20 protein-coding genes are annotated in these 17,399 nt (G+C 39.9%); 4 read left to right on the top strand and 16 right to left on the bottom strand.

Going from position 1 to position 17,399, the window contains the following annotated elements; translation table 11 throughout:
• Window positions 1-2 precede the first annotated feature (2 nt).
• Entirely contained in the window at window positions 3-869 is an 867-nt protein-coding gene (locus JQ843_RS06000) for a cysteine ABC transporter substrate-binding protein (protein WP_203213149.1), read from the top strand.
• A 213-nt stretch (window positions 870-1,082) separates the two neighbouring features.
• Here JQ843_RS06000 and pyrE read toward each other — a convergent pair whose 3' ends face one another.
• The 7 genes from pyrE to typA all read right to left on the bottom strand — a co-directional run bounded on the left by pyrE (window position 1,083) and on the right by typA (window position 8,588).
• Window positions 1,083-1,715: an orotate phosphoribosyltransferase gene (pyrE, locus tag JQ843_RS05995; protein WP_203213148.1), complete on the bottom strand. Its 633-nt coding sequence runs from the start codon at window positions 1,713-1,715 to the stop codon at window positions 1,083-1,085.
• 33 nt (window positions 1,716-1,748) lie between these two features.
• Complete coding sequence (pyrF, locus tag JQ843_RS05990; protein WP_203213147.1) at window positions 1,749-2,450, bottom strand: orotidine-5'-phosphate decarboxylase; 702 nt, start codon at window positions 2,448-2,450, stop codon at window positions 1,749-1,751.
• Window positions 2,451-2,682: 232 nt separating this feature from the next.
• On the bottom strand, window positions 2,683-3,936 hold the full coding sequence (locus JQ843_RS05985) for a cell division protein FtsQ/DivIB (protein WP_203213146.1): 1,254 nt from the start codon (window positions 3,934-3,936) through the stop codon (window positions 2,683-2,685).
• 9 nt (window positions 3,937-3,945) lie between these two features.
• Window positions 3,946-5,004 (bottom strand): UDP-N-acetylglucosamine--N-acetylmuramyl-(pentapeptide) pyrophosphoryl-undecaprenol N-acetylglucosamine transferase, encoded by a 1,059-nt coding sequence (locus tag JQ843_RS05980; protein ID WP_084863068.1) that lies wholly within the window; start codon window positions 5,002-5,004, stop codon window positions 3,946-3,948.
• A gap of 1 nt (window position 5,005) precedes the next feature.
• Window positions 5,006-6,358, bottom strand: a complete 1,353-nt coding sequence (murD, locus tag JQ843_RS05975; protein WP_004256174.1) for a UDP-N-acetylmuramoyl-L-alanine--D-glutamate ligase — start codon at window positions 6,356-6,358, stop codon at window positions 5,006-5,008.
• A gap of 114 nt (window positions 6,359-6,472) precedes the next feature.
• Window positions 6,473-6,727, bottom strand: coding sequence for a DUF3165 family protein (locus JQ843_RS05970; RefSeq protein ID WP_000262672.1), 255 nt, complete (start codon window positions 6,725-6,727; stop codon window positions 6,473-6,475).
• Window positions 6,728-6,746: 19 nt separating this feature from the next.
• The gene (gene typA, locus JQ843_RS05965) at window positions 6,747-8,588 is read right to left on the bottom strand and encodes a translational GTPase TypA (RefSeq protein WP_033685240.1); all 1,842 of its coding nucleotides are present in this window, start codon (window positions 8,586-8,588) and stop codon (window positions 6,747-6,749) included.
• Window positions 8,589-8,749: 161 nt separating this feature from the next.
• Here typA and JQ843_RS05960 point away from each other — a divergent pair, with 161 nt between their 5' ends.
• Window positions 8,750-9,475 carry a 16S rRNA pseudouridine(516) synthase gene (locus JQ843_RS05960; protein WP_203213145.1) on the top strand — a complete coding sequence of 242 codons (726 nt, stop codon included), beginning with the start codon at window positions 8,750-8,752 and terminating at the stop codon, window positions 9,473-9,475.
• A 44-nt stretch (window positions 9,476-9,519) separates the two neighbouring features.
• Here JQ843_RS05960 and JQ843_RS05955 read toward each other — a convergent pair whose 3' ends face one another.
• The 5 genes from JQ843_RS05955 to JQ843_RS09770 form a co-directional block, all read right to left on the bottom strand.
• Complete coding sequence (locus JQ843_RS05955) at window positions 9,520-9,747, bottom strand: hypothetical protein (RefSeq protein ID WP_000660081.1); 228 nt, start codon at window positions 9,745-9,747, stop codon at window positions 9,520-9,522.
• Between the two features lie 88 nt (window positions 9,748-9,835).
• Entirely contained in the window at window positions 9,836-10,216 is a 381-nt protein-coding gene (locus JQ843_RS05950) for a rhodanese-like domain-containing protein (protein ID WP_000259259.1), read from the bottom strand.
• Window positions 10,216-10,446, bottom strand: a complete 231-nt coding sequence (locus JQ843_RS05945; protein ID WP_171043344.1) for a YqgQ family protein — start codon at window positions 10,444-10,446, stop codon at window positions 10,216-10,218. The genes JQ843_RS05950 and JQ843_RS05945 overlap by 1 nt, the downstream gene beginning before the upstream one ends.
• Before the next feature lie 85 nt (window positions 10,447-10,531).
• Window positions 10,532-11,128 carry a response regulator transcription factor gene (locus tag JQ843_RS05940; protein WP_203213144.1) on the bottom strand — a complete coding sequence of 199 codons (597 nt, stop codon included), beginning with the start codon at window positions 11,126-11,128 and terminating at the stop codon, window positions 10,532-10,534.
• Window positions 11,109-11,837, bottom strand: a complete 729-nt coding sequence (locus JQ843_RS09770) for a sensor histidine kinase (protein ID WP_238393759.1) — start codon at window positions 11,835-11,837, stop codon at window positions 11,109-11,111. Before JQ843_RS09770 ends, JQ843_RS05940 begins: the two co-directional genes overlap by 20 nt.
• Before the next feature lie 534 nt (window positions 11,838-12,371).
• On the opposite strand from JQ843_RS09770, the gene JQ843_RS09765 reads away from it, so the two are divergent.
• Window positions 12,372-12,524 (top strand): hypothetical protein, encoded by a 153-nt coding sequence (locus tag JQ843_RS09765; RefSeq protein WP_020901949.1) that lies wholly within the window; start codon window positions 12,372-12,374, stop codon window positions 12,522-12,524.
• Between the two features lie 239 nt (window positions 12,525-12,763).
• Here the strand turns inward: JQ843_RS09765 and JQ843_RS05930 are convergent, their stop codons facing one another.
• From JQ843_RS05930 to slmA, 4 genes are all read right to left on the bottom strand, one after another.
• On the bottom strand, window positions 12,764-14,779 hold the full coding sequence (locus JQ843_RS05930; protein WP_203213142.1) for an FtsX-like permease family protein: 2,016 nt from the start codon (window positions 14,777-14,779) through the stop codon (window positions 12,764-12,766).
• A 12-nt stretch (window positions 14,780-14,791) separates the two neighbouring features.
• Window positions 14,792-15,526, bottom strand: a complete 735-nt coding sequence (locus tag JQ843_RS05925; RefSeq protein ID WP_203213170.1) for an ABC transporter ATP-binding protein — start codon at window positions 15,524-15,526, stop codon at window positions 14,792-14,794.
• A 131-nt stretch (window positions 15,527-15,657) separates the two neighbouring features.
• Complete coding sequence (locus JQ843_RS05920) at window positions 15,658-15,765, bottom strand: QVPTGV class sortase B protein-sorting domain-containing protein (protein WP_020901952.1); 108 nt, start codon at window positions 15,763-15,765, stop codon at window positions 15,658-15,660.
• Window positions 15,766-15,794: 29 nt separating this feature from the next.
• Window positions 15,795-15,935 carry a salivaricin M family lantibiotic gene (gene slmA / locus JQ843_RS09760; RefSeq protein WP_338014947.1) on the bottom strand — a complete coding sequence of 47 codons (141 nt, stop codon included), beginning with the start codon at window positions 15,933-15,935 and terminating at the stop codon, window positions 15,795-15,797.
• Window positions 15,936-16,473: 538 nt separating this feature from the next.
• On the opposite strand from slmA, the gene JQ843_RS05910 reads away from it, so the two are divergent.
• Window positions 16,474-17,382: a LysR family transcriptional regulator gene (locus tag JQ843_RS05910; protein ID WP_203213141.1), complete on the top strand. Its 909-nt coding sequence runs from the start codon at window positions 16,474-16,476 to the stop codon at window positions 17,380-17,382.
• Window positions 17,383-17,399 lie beyond the last annotated feature (17 nt).

Below are 17,399 nucleotides of genomic sequence, written 5' to 3'. Positions count from 1 at the left end.
TTATGAAACTACTCAAACCACTCTTAACTGTTTTGGCTCTTGCCTTTGCCCTAATCTTTGTCACAGCTTGTAGCTCAGGTGGAAATGCTGGTGCATCGTCTGGTAAAACCACTGCCAAGGCTCGCACTATCGATGAAATCAAAAAAAGCGGTGAACTACGAATCGCCGTATTTGGGGACAAGAAACCGTTTGGTTACGTTGACAATGATGGTTCTTACCAAGGCTACGATATTGAACTTGGGAACCAATTAGCACAAGACCTTGGAGTGAAGGTTAAATACGTTTCAGTCGACGCTGCCAACCGTGCTGAATACTTGATTTCAAACAAGGTAGATATTACTCTTGCTAACTTTACAGTGACTGATGAACGTAAGAAACAAGTTGATTTTGCCCTTCCATATATGAAAGTTTCTCTGGGTGTCGTATCACCTAAGACTGGTCTCATTACAGACATCAAACAACTTGAAGGTAAAACCTTAATTGTCACAAAAGGAACGACCGCTGAAACTTATTTTGAAAAGAATCATCCAGAAATCAAGCTTCAAAAATACGACCAATATAGCGATGCCTACCAAGCCCTTCTTGACGGACGTGGAGATGCCTTCTCTACTGACAATACGGAAGTCCTAGCTTGGGCGCTTGAAAACAAAGGATTTGAAGTAGGAATTACTTCCCTCGGTGATCCAGATACCATCGCAGCAGCAGTTCAAAAAGGCAACCAAGAATTGCTAGACTTCATCAATAAAGATATTGAAAAATTAGGTAAGGAAAACTTCTTCCACAAGGCCTATGAAAAAACACTTCACCCAACCTACGGTGACGCTGCTAAAGCAGATGACCTGGTTGTTGAAGGTGGAAAAGTCGACTAATACTCTTCGAAAATCAAATTCAAACCACATCAGCTTCACCTTGGATTATATATGTGACTGACTTCGTCAGTCTTATCCACAACCTCAAAGCAGTGCTTTGAGCAACCTGCAGCTAGCTTCCTAGTTTGCTCTTTGATTTTCATTGAGTATAATTCTCAATGAAATCACAAAAAGAAATCAGGTAATCCTAGTGACTACCTGATTTTCTATGTTTTAGGCATTTTGCCAATTTTCTTGGTCTTCTTTAAATCGTTTTAGGAGATCTAAGCCTTCTGGTGTGATGTAACCTTCTTCTTGAGCTAGGTGAATGAGTTCACTGTAGTTAGAAAGTGTTAACAGCTTAACACCAGCATCTGAGAAGTTCTTATCTGCTTTTGGCAATTGGTAGCTGAAAATCGCTACAACTCCAAGAACATCTGCTCCTTCTCGTTTAGCAGCTGCTACAGCTTCAAGAACAGAACCACCAGTTGAAATAAGGTCTTCAACCACTACCATTTTTTGACCTTGAGCTACGCGGCCTTCGATTTGGTTACCAGCTCCGTGGTCTTTTGGTTTGCTACGGATGTAGGCAAATGGCAAATTCATCTTATCAGCAATGATAGCTCCGTGTGGAATCCCAGCTGTCGCAGTTCCTGCAATCACTTCAACCTCAGAAAAGGCTTCTTTGATAGCATCTACAAAACCATTTTCAATGAGAGTACGAGTTTCTGGATAGGCAAGGGTCACACGGTTATCCGTATAAATGGGTGACTTGATACCAGATGCCCAAGTGAAAGGCTCCTCTGGTTTGAGGTAAACGGCTTGGATTTTCAAGAGGTGGCTAGCGATATCTTTAGCAAGTGTCATGATATTCTCCTTTTATTTTTCTAATCTAGTTCTTTAATTCCAGTCCTGTGTCCATTCATCCTTGATAGCATGATAAGCTGCAACAGGATTCTCAGCTTGGGTAATGGGACGTCCCACTACGATATAGTCACTACCGATTTGATAAGCATCCGCTGGCGTCATGACGCGTTTTTGATCTCCTACTGCAGCACCTGCAGGACGAATGCCCGGTGTCAGACAGATAAAATCTGGATTGGTGGCCTGCTTGATGAGTTGTACTTCCTTAGCCGAGCAAACGACACCATCCAAGCCAGCTTCAGCTGTCTTCTTGGCATAATGTATTACAGACTCTTGCAGGCTGGTTTGGATATTTTGAAAGTCCTGCATCTGAGTTTCTGACGTTGATGTAAGCTGCGTTACAGCTATCAATTTTGCTTGACTTCCAAGACCTTCACGCGCAGCCTTCATCATCTCTACACCCCCAGCCGCATGAACATTTGTCATATCCACACCAAGCTGAGACAGGACCTTCATGGCTGACTTGACTGTATTGGGAATGTCATGCAGCTTGAGATCCAAAAAGACACTGTGCCCCAAGCCTTTCAAGTAAGACACAATCTCAGGCCCCGTTGCGTAATAAAGCTCCATCCCTACCTTAAGATAAAGGCTTTCTTCTGCTGGAAAAAGAGCTAAGAATTCCTTGACCGCCTCAAAACTAGGAAAATCAAGAGCAATAACTGGACGATGTTCTCGCATAGGTTTCTCCTTTTACCTTTGCTAGTGAGAGAGTCTGGCCACAAGAAGCCACGAAAAAAGGAACCTGCCAACAGCAAGGTTCCACGAAAAATGGGTAGTCTCCACCCTTTCACCGTCTAACCTTAGCTGCCTCTCTGGACTGCTTTAAAGGTTTTTTACTATTCTATTATTTCTACTAGCACTTGTCAAGTAAAAACTTGATCACTAAAGAGCTATAGGAGAAAAGCTAAACCTAGCGGCGCGATGAACGTCGGGTCGTTTGGTTTTGATTGCCCTCTTCCTCCAGCTTTTTCCTTTCCTCTTCTAGTTTATTCTGCTGTTCTTCCAGTCTTTTCTTCTCTTCCTCTTTCTGTTTCTTCTCAGCTTCCTTGGCCTCTTGTTTGGCTTTTTCCTCAGCCTCCATAATTAATTTATCCGCCACAGTGTAACTGTAAATTCCAGCTTCCATGTCGACCACACTTGGTTCTGACAATTGAGGCTTAATCTTACTATAATAAGGCAATTTCTTACTCATTTCAGAAAGGGGAACCAAAACTTCGTCCGAATCATTCATAGTCAATCGAATTAAATCTGATGTGACCTTGCTTGGGGCTAATTCCACCTTCTGGATAGCCGCCTTGAGTTCTGGACTAATTTGAGCAAGTTCTGACGTAAAGGTTTTGATTTGTTCGCTGTCATTAAAGAGAACTGATATATAAGTTTCTGGCAGACTCACCAAACTCACAGAACTGGTTTCAAGCTGACCACTGGAAAGAATAGGATAATGATTTTCACCAGAAACATAGTAGGCAACAATATCGTATTCCTTAACCTTAATAGTAAACTTAGTTGGAAATTGATAGGCAAGCTGAGCTGATTCAACCCAATAGTTAGACTTGATCTGCTCTTCATATTTTGCCTTATCTAGCAGAAGGTTAATCGTATAATCTGAATCCTGAATGCCTGAAGCCTGTAGAATATCATCAGCTGTAGTTTGCACTGTTCCCTCAACACGAATATCCTTCATGGTCGCATAAGGACTGAGCAAGTATGCAGAGACAACCAATAAAAGCAGACTGAGAAACAAAATCGAGATAGCCCGCCAGATATGAACTCCTGGAATTTTCGGTTTGACCGGTTTTTCCTTTACAGGCTTTTTCTCTATTTTTTTATCCCGTTTATCCTCTTTCTCTGTCTTTTTAGACTTTGGTTCTTCTTTGGCTGCTTCTTTTTTGACGTCTTCTGACTCTTCTACTTTTTCTTTGGCATCATCCTTAGCTGTTTTGGGGTCTTTTGGATCAGATTCACTCTCTTGGTCCTCAGTTGCATCTGACTTTTCAGATTTTGAAGCCATTCGTGCTTGTCTTTCCTTTTCCTTCTTCTCAGCTAGGGCCGCCTCTTCTTCAGCCTTCTTTTTTAGATATTCTTGGTTTCGTTTCTGCCATTCTGATAACTCTTTAAATTCTTCGAGGATTTCTTTGCCCTCATTTTTCTTATCTTTTGACATTTACTTTCCTTATGATAAATCTTTTTTCAACAATTGGTAAAAATCTGCTAGAGATTTCAATTCCTTGGAAGCCTTCATCTTAGCTTGGTAATCTTCCTTGTGACTTAGTAAGTGAGAAAGCTTCTCTTCTAAACTATCCAAGGTCAAATCGCTTTCTTGAAGCTCTTCTGCATAGCCTTTTTTTACAAAGTAGGCTGCATTTTCAATTTGGTCACCACGACTTGCCTCACGACCAAGTGGCACTATGACATGTAATTTTGCCATGGCCAAGAGCTCAAAAATCGTATTGGCACCACCTCGTGTCACAACAATATCAGCCAACTCCATCAAGGGTTGATAGAGACCGGTCACGTAGTCAACACGAAAAAGATTTTGGCTCAACTCATTCAGGCTAGAATCTCCAGTTAAATTGATAATATTATAGCGCTCTGTCAGTTCTTTCTTATGGTCTGTCACCAATTGATTAAAGACACGAGCGCCTGCAGAACCGCCGACAAACAGCACTGTTGGCAATTTTGGATTAAAGTGGGTTTGGATATCCACCAATTCATCTGGTTCTGGAGTTTTTTGATCTGAAACCTTTGTCACTGCTCCCACATGCTCGACCTTAGACAAACTTGAAGCTTGTTCAAAGGTTGAATACATCTTCGTCGCAAATTTATAGGCGATTTTATTGGCCAAGCCCATAGATAGGTCCGATTCGTGAATAAAGACTGGCACTCCTGACACACGCGCAGCGATAACAGGCGGTACTGAGACAAAGCCTCCCTTTGAAAAAAGAGCCTGTGGACGAAGTCGCAACATGATAAAGAGCGACTGGACAATTCCCCAGCCAACTTTAAAGACGTCCAGCATATTTTGCCAAGAGAAATAACGACGCAATTTTCCAGTCGCAATGGAATGGAAGGTGACATCTAGACCCGACTTGAGGATTTCTTGGTGTTCGATGCCACGTTTATCTCCGATATAGTGGACTTCCCATCCATCTTCGATGAACTTGGGCATTAACAAAAGGTTGAGGGTCACGTGTCCAACCGTCCCCCCACCTGTAAAGACAATTTTTTTCATATTATTCCTTTAACTCCGCTACTGTGTCGATAAAGAGGTCGCCACGTACTTCAAAGTTAGCATACATATCCCAGCTGGCATTTGCTGGACTGAGAAGAACCACGTCTCCTTGAGTCGCAAGCTCGTAAGCCTTGCGGGTCGCATCTGCAATATCAGTCGCATCCACATATGCCACACCTGCCTTGTCTGCTGCCCGTTTAACACGTTCGGCAGACTGACCCAGGATGACCATCTTCTTGAGTCCAGTAATGTCTGGAACCAATTCGTCAAACTCATTACCACGGTCCAAACCACCTGCAATCAAGACGACCTTGCTGTTGTCAAATCCTGACAAGGCTTTTTGAGTAGCCAAGATATTGGTTGACTTGCTATCATTATAGAATTTGACACCCTTGATTTCATCCACAAATTGGAGACGGTGTTTGACACCACCAAAGGCTGAAAGAGTTTCTTTGATGGTTTGGTTGTCCACACCACGAAGCTTGGCTACAGCAATCGTCGCAAGGGCATTTTCCACATTGTGGCTACCTGGAACTCCGATTTCATTCGCTGCCATGACCACTTCCCCACGGAAGTAGAGCTGACCATCTTCCAAATAAGCTCCATCAACCTTTTCCTGTGTTGAGAATGGTACAACTGTAGCTTGTGTTTTAGTAGCCAATTCTTTTGCCAAGTCTTGGTTAAAGTTCAAGACAAGGAAATCAGCCGCTGTCATCTTGTTCTGGATATTCCATTTGGCTGCTACATATTCCTCAAATGATCCATGATAATCGATATGAGTTGGCATGAGATTGGTAATAACCGCAATCTCTGGATGAAATTCTTTCACACCCATCAGTTGGAAAGAAGAAAGTTCCATGACAAGCGTATCCTTATCTGTCGCAGTTTGGGCCACTTGACTGGCTGGATAGCCGATATTTCCTGATAAAAGACCATGTTGCCCAGCAGCAGTCAAAACTTCCCCGATCATAGTCGTTGTGGTTGTTTTTCCATTTGAACCAGTAATACCAACAATCGGTGCTTCAGAAATCAAATAAGCCAATTCCACCTCAGTCAAGACTGGAATTCCCTTGGCCAAAGCCTTTTCAATCATGGGATTGCTGTAGGGGATACCTGGATTTTTCACCATGAGGGCAAACTCTTCATCCAAAAGTTCCAATGGATGGCCACCTGTGATAACCTTGATCCCTTCTTCCAACAAACTTTGCGCAGCTGGATTGTCCTCGAATGGTTTTCCGTCATTTACTGTCACAATGGCACCTAGCTTGTCCAATAAACGAGCTGCAGATTCACCAGACTTAGCCAAACCTAAAACAAGGACTTTCTTATTTTTAAATTGATCTATTACTTTCATGTCTCGAACTCCATTTCTACTCTTACTATTTTACCATTTTTATGGAAATAATTCTAAACGAAAATGCTCATATTCAGCATTCTAACAAGCAAAAAGAGAGCTAAAACTCTCTTTTTATCTTCTTTTGTTTTTACTAACCGACATGAGGGTAATATCTCGCAAGCTAAAGTATGCTAGGAAGAGCATGGCGATTGCGATAAAAAATTCTGTCGGTAGCTGAAAGATTTGCAGAACAGACAGCATGAGTAAAATCAAGAGTGCTACGAAAGCAAAGACGACAAGGACGATATTGACTGTCCCTTTAATGCTTTCTGGTGTCGCAAATACATAGAGTAGTAATAAGAGGAGTCCTATGATTAAATAAACCATCTTTATCTCTTTCTAGCTCTTATTCAGCTGATTTTTTCTTCTTGTTAGCTTTCTCACGCTCTGCTTTGTTAAGGATTTGTTTACGCAAACGGATAGACTCAGGAGTTACTTCCATGTACTCATCGTCGTTCAAGAACTCAAGAGATTCTTCAAGTGTCAAGATACGAGGTGTCTTGATAACAGCTGTTTGGTCCTTAGTAGCTGAACGAACGTTGGTCATTTGTTTAGCCTTAGTGATGTTAACTGTCAAGTCGTTCTCACGAGAGTTTTCACCAATGATCATTCCTTCATAAACCTCAGTACCTGGGTTGACAAAGATCGTACCACGTTCTTCGATAGACATGATTGAGTAAGTTGTAGCCTTACCAGCATCGATAGAAACAAGGGCACCACGGTGACGACCACCAATTTCCCCTGGAATCAATGGCAAGTATTGGTCGAAGGTATGGTTCATAATACCGTAACCACGAGTCATTGACAAGAACTCAGTTGAGTATCCAATCAAACCACGCGCTGGAACAAGGAAGACCAAACGAGTTTGACCATTACCAGTTGAAATCATATCCAACATTTCACCCTTACGTTCAGAAAGGCTTTGGATAACAGACCCTTGGTATTCTTCTGGAGTGTCGATTTGAACACGTTCAAATGGCTCACATTTAACACCGTCGATTTCTTTTACGATAACTTCTGGACGAGATACTTGAAGTTCATATCCCTCACGACGCATTGTTTCGATAAGGATTGACAAGTGCAATTCTCCACGTCCTGAAACAGTCCATTTATCTGGAGAGTCAGTTGGATCAACACGAAGGGAAACGTCTGTTTGCAATTCTGCCTGCAAACGTTCTTCCACCTTACGAGAAGTCACCCATTTACCTTCTTTACCAGCAAATGGTGAGTTGTTGACCAAGAAAGTCATTTGAAGAGTTGGCTCATCGATGTGTAGGATTGGAAGAGCTTCAACTGCATCTGTCGGAGTGATAGTTTCACCGACAAAGATATCTTCCATACCAGAAACGGCAATCAAATCACCTGCTTTTGCTTCTTGGATTTCACGACGTTCCAAACCAAAGAAACCGAAGAGTTTTGTAACACGGAAGTTTTTAGTTGTGCCGTCAAGTTTAGAAAGGGTAACTTGGTCCCCAACCTTAACAGTACCACGGAAGACACGACCGATACCGATACGTCCAACGAAGTCATTGTAGTCCAAAAGTGACACTTGGAACTGCAAAGGCTCATCTGAGTTATCTACTGGAGCTGGGATATGGTCGATAATTGTGTCAAAGATTGGTGACATAGTAGCTTCTTGGTCAGCTGGATCATCTGACAATGAAGAAGTTCCGTTGATCGCTGAAGCATACACTACTGGGAAATCAAGCTGGTCATCATCTGCACCAAGCTCGATGAAAAGTTCCAATACTTCATCCACTACTTCAGCTGGGCGAGCTGATGGTTTGTCGATTTTGTTAACAACCACGATTGGGACAAGGTCTTGTTCCAAGGCTTTTTTCAATACAAAACGAGTCTGTGGCATTGTTCCTTCGTAGGCATCTACGACCAAAACAACACCGTCAACCATTTTCATGATACGCTCAACTTCTCCACCGAAGTCCGCGTGTCCTGGTGTGTCCATGATATTGATACGAGTTCCGTTATAGGCAACGGCTGTATTTTTAGCAAGGATAGTAATTCCACGCTCTTTTTCGATATCGTTTGAGTCCATAGCACGCTCTGCCAATTCAGTACGTGCATCAAGCGTTTCTGATTGTTTCAATAATTCGTCAACGAGGGTTGTTTTACCGTGGTCAACGTGGGCGATAATCGCAATGTTACGGATATCTTCTCTTAATTTTGTCATGATTTCCTCTATAATATTCAAAATTTATTTTCTAACTGAACGATTATACCATAATTTCAAGTAAATAACATAATTCAAGCAAGTGTAAATGTTTTCACTCTGCTTTTCTTTTCACGTCAAGCCTTTTCAAAGCAAGCTACTTATGATAAGATAGGCACAGTATGCGTTTAGATAATTTATTAGCCCAAGAAAAAATCAGCCGAAAGGCCATGAAACAAGCCTTACTCAGAGGAGAAATTCTAGTCGATGGTTGCCCTGCCCGCTCCCTAGCCCAAAATATCGATACAGGTCTACAAGAACTCCTTTTTCAAGACCAAATCATTCAAGGCTATGAGCACACCTACCTTATGCTTCATAAACCTGCTGGTGTCGTTACAGCCAATAAAGACAGGGAACTTCCAACCATCATGGACCTCCTTTCGCCTGACATCCAGTCTGACAAGCTCTATGCCGTCGGCCGACTGGACCGAGATACGACAGGACTCCTCCTCGTGACCGATAACGGTCCCTTGGGCTTTCAACTCCTCCATCCCCAATATCATGTCGATAAGACTTATCAAGTTGAGGTCAATGGACTTCTGACACCTGACCATATCCAAGCCTTTCAAAAAGGAATTGTCTTTTTAGATGGTACTGTCTGTAAACCTGCAAGACTAGAGATTCTATCTGCAAGTCTTTCCCACAGCCAAGCTTCTATCACCATTTCAGAAGGAAAATTTCATCAAATCAAGAAAATGTTCCTCTCAGTTGGTGTCAAGGTAACCTCCCTCAAACGAGTTCAGTTCGGTGAGTTTACATTAGACTCAGAACTAGCAGAAGGTCAATACCGTCCCTTAAACCAAGAGGAATTGAAAATCATTAAAAACTACATAGAGAAAAGTGGATAAAACAAAAAAAGCTTTCAAATAAAGCTTTTTTTGTTTTACACTAGTTAATTCATAAAAAGAATCAATCCTAAAACCCAATTAATTACGGAAACTACAATCCCTACAATAGCTATAATTTTTTCTGTTTTATAGTCTAGTCCAGATTCTTTTTGAAGTGAGTTAGCATACAATAAACTGGTAATACCTAAACCAATACCTCCCAAAGGAAATAACAAACCAAGAATAATCGACAAGATACCCACAAAAAGTGGATTTTTCTTCTTTTCTTTCATGTTCTAAGAACTCCTTAAATTTTATACAAATTAATTATACCATAAAACAATAGCTTCATCCTATCATTCGACTAATTTGGAAATAAGGTTAACTAGTCTTCACTTTCCCTTTCCAAGAATCCAAACCATAAGAAAGAATATAAATCTCAGAAAAACCTTGTTTTTTCAAGTAAAGGGCTGCATTTGTCACACGTTGCGCACGTTGGTTTTCGTAAAGAAGAACAGGTTTATCCTTACGAAGGGCTACAAGACTCGTCTTCAACTGACTTGAAGGAATATTGCGTGCACCAAGGATATGTTTTCTGTGGAATTCTGCTGGATCACGCAAATCAATCAATTGACCTGTACGAATCAAGGCTTCAAACTCCTCATTGTCTACAATTTTAGCCGCACGGCGAATACGAAGATAGTTAAAACCCATCCACGCCAACATTGCTAGTATAAGTGCCCACAAAATCCAAGTAACCATTAGTTCATTTCTCCATTTTTCTCAATATAATCCAATTCTATCTTGTGCTCTCTGCGAAGAACCGCTTCTGCTTCTAGATAGTCTAATTTGTCCATCAACCCTGCATCGTAAATCCGAGAGAGTTCCAACTTCATCAGTTCAATATCATATAAGCGTTTTCCCATATAAACAATAATACCAAATCGTTTGAGGAATTGCTGCACATCATAGAATGTTTTCATAAGACTCATTCTAGCAAAATTTTGTGTTTTTTTCAAGAAGAGACCACACAAGAAGTATCGCAGAAATTAAAAAAGCTGCATCTTCTGCAACTTTTTAATCTGGTGGAAAATAGCCCAACTGCTCAGCGATATGAATCGCCTCCTGCCTGTTAGCCACTCCTAATTTTGAAAAGATATTGGCCAGGTGATTGGAAACTGTACGTTTACTCACATAGACCTTGTCACAGACATCATCAATAGTCAAGCCATTTCTAACCAGTTCTAGTATCTCGATTTCTCGTGGTGTTAGCACCTCTACCATCACTTCATCTGAAAAGATCTTACCTCCTAGATAAATCTTTTCCAGTTTTTTCACCAACTCATCTGGATCCATACTTTTATCTAGAAATCCATAAGCCCCCATAGCTTTAGCTCGGTGTTCATACATCTTTTTGCTGTATCCCGTCAAAATTACAATCTTACTAGAACAACCATTGTCGATAATCTCTTGTGCCAAGGTCAGCCCATCAGCTTGATACAGACTCGTCAGGTTGATGTCAATCAAAATAATGTCGTAGTCATTAAAAGCAATCTCCGAGACAGTCGAAAAATTATCCACTAACTGGACCTTTTTAATGTTTTCCGATAACTCTAAAATCATCTTGATACTTTGGCTAAATAATTTATGATCATCAATTAACAAAATTTTCATAGCACAACTCCTTATCAATCGGGAGAGTAATTTCTACACGAAATCTCTTATTATTTTCAAAAATCTGCATCTGACCACCTAAAACACTAATTTTATTAGACATATTTTTCAAGCCATAACCTAAGGATTTTTCTGTTTGAAGGCAGTCATTTTCAGAAATTATAAAAATAGCGTCATCATGTACATCAATCTTCAAAGAAATCGTTCCACCACTAGCGTACTTAACGGCATTGGTCGCCAACTCCTCAACCAGACGATAGGCAATTTTATCGTAAGGAGATAAAAGCCTAAAGTGGACAGGAAACTGTGTGACGACTTCATTTTCTGCGTGATAGCGCTTGACAATCCGATTAATCAGCCCTTGATACTGGATGTCTAACTGCTCGTCTGTTTCTACCATTGGCTGATAATAATCCATCCGCTCGCGAATCCGCTGAACCAACTCCTCTGTCACCAGATTGATCTGTTCACCAAAAGCTTGATTGCTACTATATTTATTGAAATTTTTTATCGCCATCACATTTTGCAGGATTTCATTGTGAAGAAATTCGGAGAACTGTTGTTCTGTGTCTTCATTTGCCAGCAGACTTTTCACCATACGGTTACGCTTTAAAAAGAGAACTTTTACATAATCCCTAGCATCTAGCATTTCAGCAGAACGAAAGAGGCGAATCAATTCTTCCGAACAAATCCCGAACAATAGTAACATGATATTCAAGACCAAAAAGCTCGTGTTTAAATCGAGACGAAAGATGATGAAAATGCCTACTAACAAAAACAGAACCAGTAAAAACAAGCGTGAAAAAGCTTTTATATAGGACAATTTTAACTCTGATACCTTTTTTTGAAGAGAGCTGATAATTGTTTTGAAGTGTAAAAAAGCTAAAATGCCAACAATTTCCAGATACCAGACTAGGTTCATCACTCCTGAGCCCCTCGTATTGATATACAAAAAGAAATAAGAAAGAGGCAATATTAAAGCTAATATCCACAAATTTCGTCTCTGATACTTGAGTTTACTTTTCAACTCTTTATGATATAAAATCAGTAAAATCAAGGGAACAAGGTTTAAAAAGAAAGACGCAAACAAGGACAGAAATAGAAAAATTGAAGGACTTAACAGATACGAACTAATGGTGATTAGTGTCAACACAAAGGACATACTCAACAATTCTTCTCCTATTTTCTCTCCCAGAAAGATAATAGACAGAGAACTATACACCAATAAAAAAGAGTTGAGCGGATGAAGAATATCAAAAAAGTGCAACAGGGTGCTCGCAACTCCTTGATTAAATATGGATTGCCAGCTAATGAGAAACATCATCAGGAGCAACCAAAGTTTCAACTCACTATACCGAAAGGTCACAATATTACAAATATAGCTAAATACAATTAAAGCAATAAGCAGCAATAAAACCATCTGCAAGGAAAAATCTGTCGAAAAGTCCAGAGGGATCCTATAATAAATATAAATCATTAAAGCTAGATGATTCAAAATCGTCAACCACCACAATAAAAGTGAGTTTTTCGAGAGCGATTTGACAAACTGTTTCATATGTATCTACTTCCTGAACTACTTTAATATTATTATAACACAATACCAGAATTGTCGGATAGGCAACTCTGGTATTTGACTTAATTTTCAATAATTTGCCAACTTACTCTGTAAGTCACTAGCAAGTAAAGAACAAAGAGTAAAACCGCTACTCCCAGATAGGTGATATCAATAGAAATGCTGGTATTAGCGAAATTTTCAAAATAGCCTAGAAGTGCGGTACTCAAGGCAAGCGCTAGCGGACCTGCGATAACCAACGGAACCAAGAAATAACTTAGTATCTGTTGCAAAAGAATAAAGCGATTTTGCTTTCTCTTGTTCCCAAGAAGGTATAAGATTTGATAATCATTGACACTATCCAAAGCGCTTGTAGAAGTTTGAAGTGACAAGATACTGAGGGAAATAATGATAAAAATAACACTGACAAAAATCATGACAAAGACAATGACGCCCATAAATCCAAGATAAATCTCAAAAATTCTTCCTTTCGTTTGATAGACGAACGAATTCAACTCTTCTCCATCACGAGTGAAGTAGTATTTTTCAATCCACTGACTCAAGAATGTTTCTACTTCCCGTTTGTCTATATTTTCCTTGAAATTGGCAACATAGGTCGTGTGGTCTTCCGTCAATCCAACTACTACCTTATCTGGTACAATCAAGGTTCCTGAGTCATTTGTAGTTACTGAAGATAAAAAGTAAACTGTTTCAAGTGGCTTTGAAGAGGCAAGGTTGAGAGAACGACCGTTAATCATGAAGGTTTTGGTCGTTGATAGAAAGTCCTGGATCTGCTTGGCAGTTCCTTTATAATTGGCATTGACTAGAAATTGGTCTTCTGACAAGTCAACCGCTTTTTTCCCTTGCAGTTTGCGGAGATGATTGTAGGCAGAAATTCCTAAAATCGGTACTTTTGATTCAGGAAGTTTCTTATCATGATCCCAGAGATTGCTAGTATCAATCAAATCTTTATAAGTTAAATCACTAGAATAGATAGGGCAGCTGTACTCCTCTTTGATGAGGTTAAAGTCAAAGCCATCGGCTTTCAATCTGTCTTTGACAGATTCCTGAGAAAATTGAAACTCTTTACCACGGTAGAGATTGACAGTTACATCATAAGGTGAGTATTTGTTCAGCTCTCGGTTCATAGTCGTATAGGCACTACCACTAAAAACGAGTAAGCTGAGAGCCAATGTCAAGGTCAAGGATAAGACAGCCAACGTGACCGAATTACTATCAGCTTGTTTTGAAAATTGACGGATTTTAAAAGTGTTTAGTTTGTTATAGTAAGTTTGAGGCAGTTTTCTAAGGGAAATCAAGACAAAATGGCTTAAAGTATTGTAAAACAAAATCACAAAAATCACGAAGACAGATACCAGCAAGATACCCCAGCTTTTCAAGAATGATAGATGGTGATAGTCTGAAAAATAGAGAGCACCAAAACCGATAACAGCTGTTGAAAGAATAAAGAGAAGTGCTTGAAGAACTGGCTTGCCTTTTGCCAAGACAGATTTCTTGACCCCATTCTCTTGAATAAGTGCAATGATATTTTGCTTTCTAAAGGTAAGAATGTCCATGACACCAACAATAAAACTGGTTACAAAATAGGAATAAACTAGTAAGATGACAGACTTGCTATCAAAGAACAGCAGACTACCAAAGTAATTGGCCATAAAAAACTCAGATGCAATCTTAGCTAGAATGACCAGTAAGATCAATCCAAGCAAGAAACCTAGAATCAAGGAAAAGATATTGACCAGCATGGTTTCAAAGAACAGGGTACGGATAATCTGCTTCTTCTTCATTCCCAGCGTTGCATAAAGTCCCAGCTCTTTCTTGCGCCGTCCCAGCACAAAATTTGTGGCGTAAACGATGAGAAAGGCAATCGCCGATAGAATCAGATAGGAAAGCAAGCCCATGTACTGGCTCATCACTGTCGTTAACATTTCCTTTGCCCCTGATAAACTTTGCATCACTGGATGGCTTGGTAAAGCATTAAAAGCGTAGAGCAAGCTATAAATCAATGTCAGACTGAAAAAATAGATGGTATAAGTCTGTAAATTTCGAAATACATTTCGTAAAATCAATTTTGGATACATACTCTCACCCTCCTATCTGGTACGACTGTAAATCTCTTGCAAATACTGTTCATTAGATAAGCTGTTACGTTCCAAATCATCCATAATCTTTCCATCTCTAAGTAGCACCATCCGTGAAGAGTACTTTGCTGCGGCAGGGTCATGCGTAACCAGTAAAATGGTAATACCAAAACTTTTATTGATTTCCTGCAAAAGTGCCATCAGTTTTTCAGAATTGGCAGAGTCCAAGGCTCCTGTCGGCTCATCTGCGATAATCAGTTTAGAATCATCAATCAAGGCTCTAGCAGTTGCCACACGTTGTCGCTGACCACCTGATAACTGATTAGGAAACTTATCTTTTAAGTTTTGGATATCCAACTTATCCAAAATTTCCTCAATCTTATCCTGATGTTTTTTGATATTTTTCCCCTGAATTTGAAGAGGTAGAACAATATTTTCATAAACTGTCAAGGTTTCCACCAAGTTGTAAGCTTGGAAAATATAGGAAATGTTTTTAGCACGATAGTCAGCTAGTTCATTTTCCTTGGCATGGATGATGTCAAAATCTTCAAATCGAATCTCACCTGATGTTGGTTTATCAATCGTTGAAATACAATTGAGGAGTGTTGTTTTTCCACTACCACTGGCCCCCATAATTGCCAGAAATTCACCTTTTTCAACGGACAAGTTCACATCTGATAAAGCATGAACGATATTATCCCCTTGACCAAATGTTTTCGTTAATCCTGTCACAATAAGCTGTTTCATCATTTCATTCCTCCGTTTCTTTATTACTCTCTCATTATACGGTTCCTTTCAATGTTTGGCATGAGTATTTTGTGCAATATATTCAAGTAATAAAAAAACCGATGCCTTTTTCAGGTATCGGTCGATGTTGATTATTTGCGATCGTTTCTTTTTTTCATAAAGTAAACAATACCTATGACAACAACTCCTAAGACCAGTACAGGTGCATAGAAGTCTAGTGTTCCAATAATTCCTTCCATTTTATCCTCCTGTCAAAAAATAGAGAGTTTTACCCACAGCGCACGTTTGGCGAAATACATTCATAAGAATATGTAAACCACCAACCATAACGCCCCTGTGCTGTTAATCTAACAGCCGTACCCCACCCAGCAGCAGATTTACCATCCAATTCTTGGCTATTAATTTCCATAATCCAAAGAATCAATCTCAAAGTTGTCTTGTTTTATTTGTATTTATCCCCGTAAATATAACACCAAATCAAAATGTTGTCAATGTTTTGTAATAAAACACTAGAATTTTCCTGTTGTTTTATCTAACAGCGAACATTATTTCTCGTACACTCATAGGAATAGGTGAAACACAATCCACAGAGATCTGCTAGTGTCATTTTAAAAGCTGTGTACCACTAGCTTCTGATTGCCCGGAAAGTTCTTGCTTTTCAACTTCAAAACTTAGAGAATCGATCTCTGAACGATTTGTATTTTTAGCCATAAAGTTGCCTCCTTCCTTCTTTTAAATGATCATCTTTACAGTAACTAGTATAAACTCTAGTATTGGCTAAGTAATGAGTAAATCGTGCAAGTTTCTTACTTTCGAGAAAAATTTTTAATCTTATTTACTAAATGATTTAGAAGTTTCTTCTTAACTACTTTACAGAGACCCACACAATGCCCCTGATTTTCCTATCTTCTTTGGCGATTCTGACGCAAGTGTGGTACAATAAAAACATGAGAATTCAACAATTACATTATATTATCAAAATCGTCGAAACTGGCTCCATGAATGAGGCGGCCAAGCAACTCTTTATCACTCAACCTAGTCTTTCCAACGCTGTGAGAGATTTGGAAAATGAAATGGGCATTGAGATCTTTATCCGCAATCCCAAGGGTATCACCTTAACCCGTGATGGGATGGAGTTTCTCTCTTATGCCCGTCAGGTTGTCGAGCAAACTCAGCTTCTGGAGGAACGCTATAAAAATCCTGTCGCCCACCGTGAACTCTTTAGCGTTTCGTCTCAACACTATGCTTTTGTAGTCAATGCCTTTGTCTCTCTGCTCAAAAAAAGCGATATGGAGAAATACGAGCTCTTCCTTCGTGAAACTCGTACTTGGGAAATTATCGACGACGTCAAGAACTTCCGCAGTGAGGTCGGTGTTCTATTTTTAAACAGCTACAACCGTGATGTTTTAACCAAGATGCTGGATGACAACCACCTGCTGGCTCATCATCTTTTTACCGCTCAACCGCATATCTTTGTCAGTAAGACCAATCCTCTGGCCAAAAGAGACAAGGTGAAACTGTCTGATTTGGAGAATTTCCCTTATCTCAGCTATGACCAAGGGACGCATAACTCCTTCTACTTTTCAGAAGAAATTCTTTCTCAAGAACACCACAAGAAATCCATCGTGGTCAGTGACCGTGCCACCCTCTTTAATCTCTTGATTGGTTTAGATGGTTATACCATTGCGACAGGGATTTTGAACAGCAACCTCAACGGAGACAATATCGTTTCTATCCCATTGGATATTGACGACTCCATTGAGCTAGTCTATATCCAGCATGAAAAAACCAGCCTTTCTAAGATGGGCGAACGCTTTATTGACTATCTCCTAGAAGAAGTCCAGTTTGATAGTTGAGAATCACTCTAAATCGA

It is taken from the genome of Streptococcus mitis, from assembly GCF_905187495.1.
Lineage (GTDB): Bacteria > Bacillota > Bacilli > Lactobacillales > Streptococcaceae > Streptococcus > Streptococcus mitis_CU.
The sequence above is the reverse complement of the archived record's forward strand: the minus strand, read 5'-3'. Positions and strand labels throughout refer to the sequence as shown.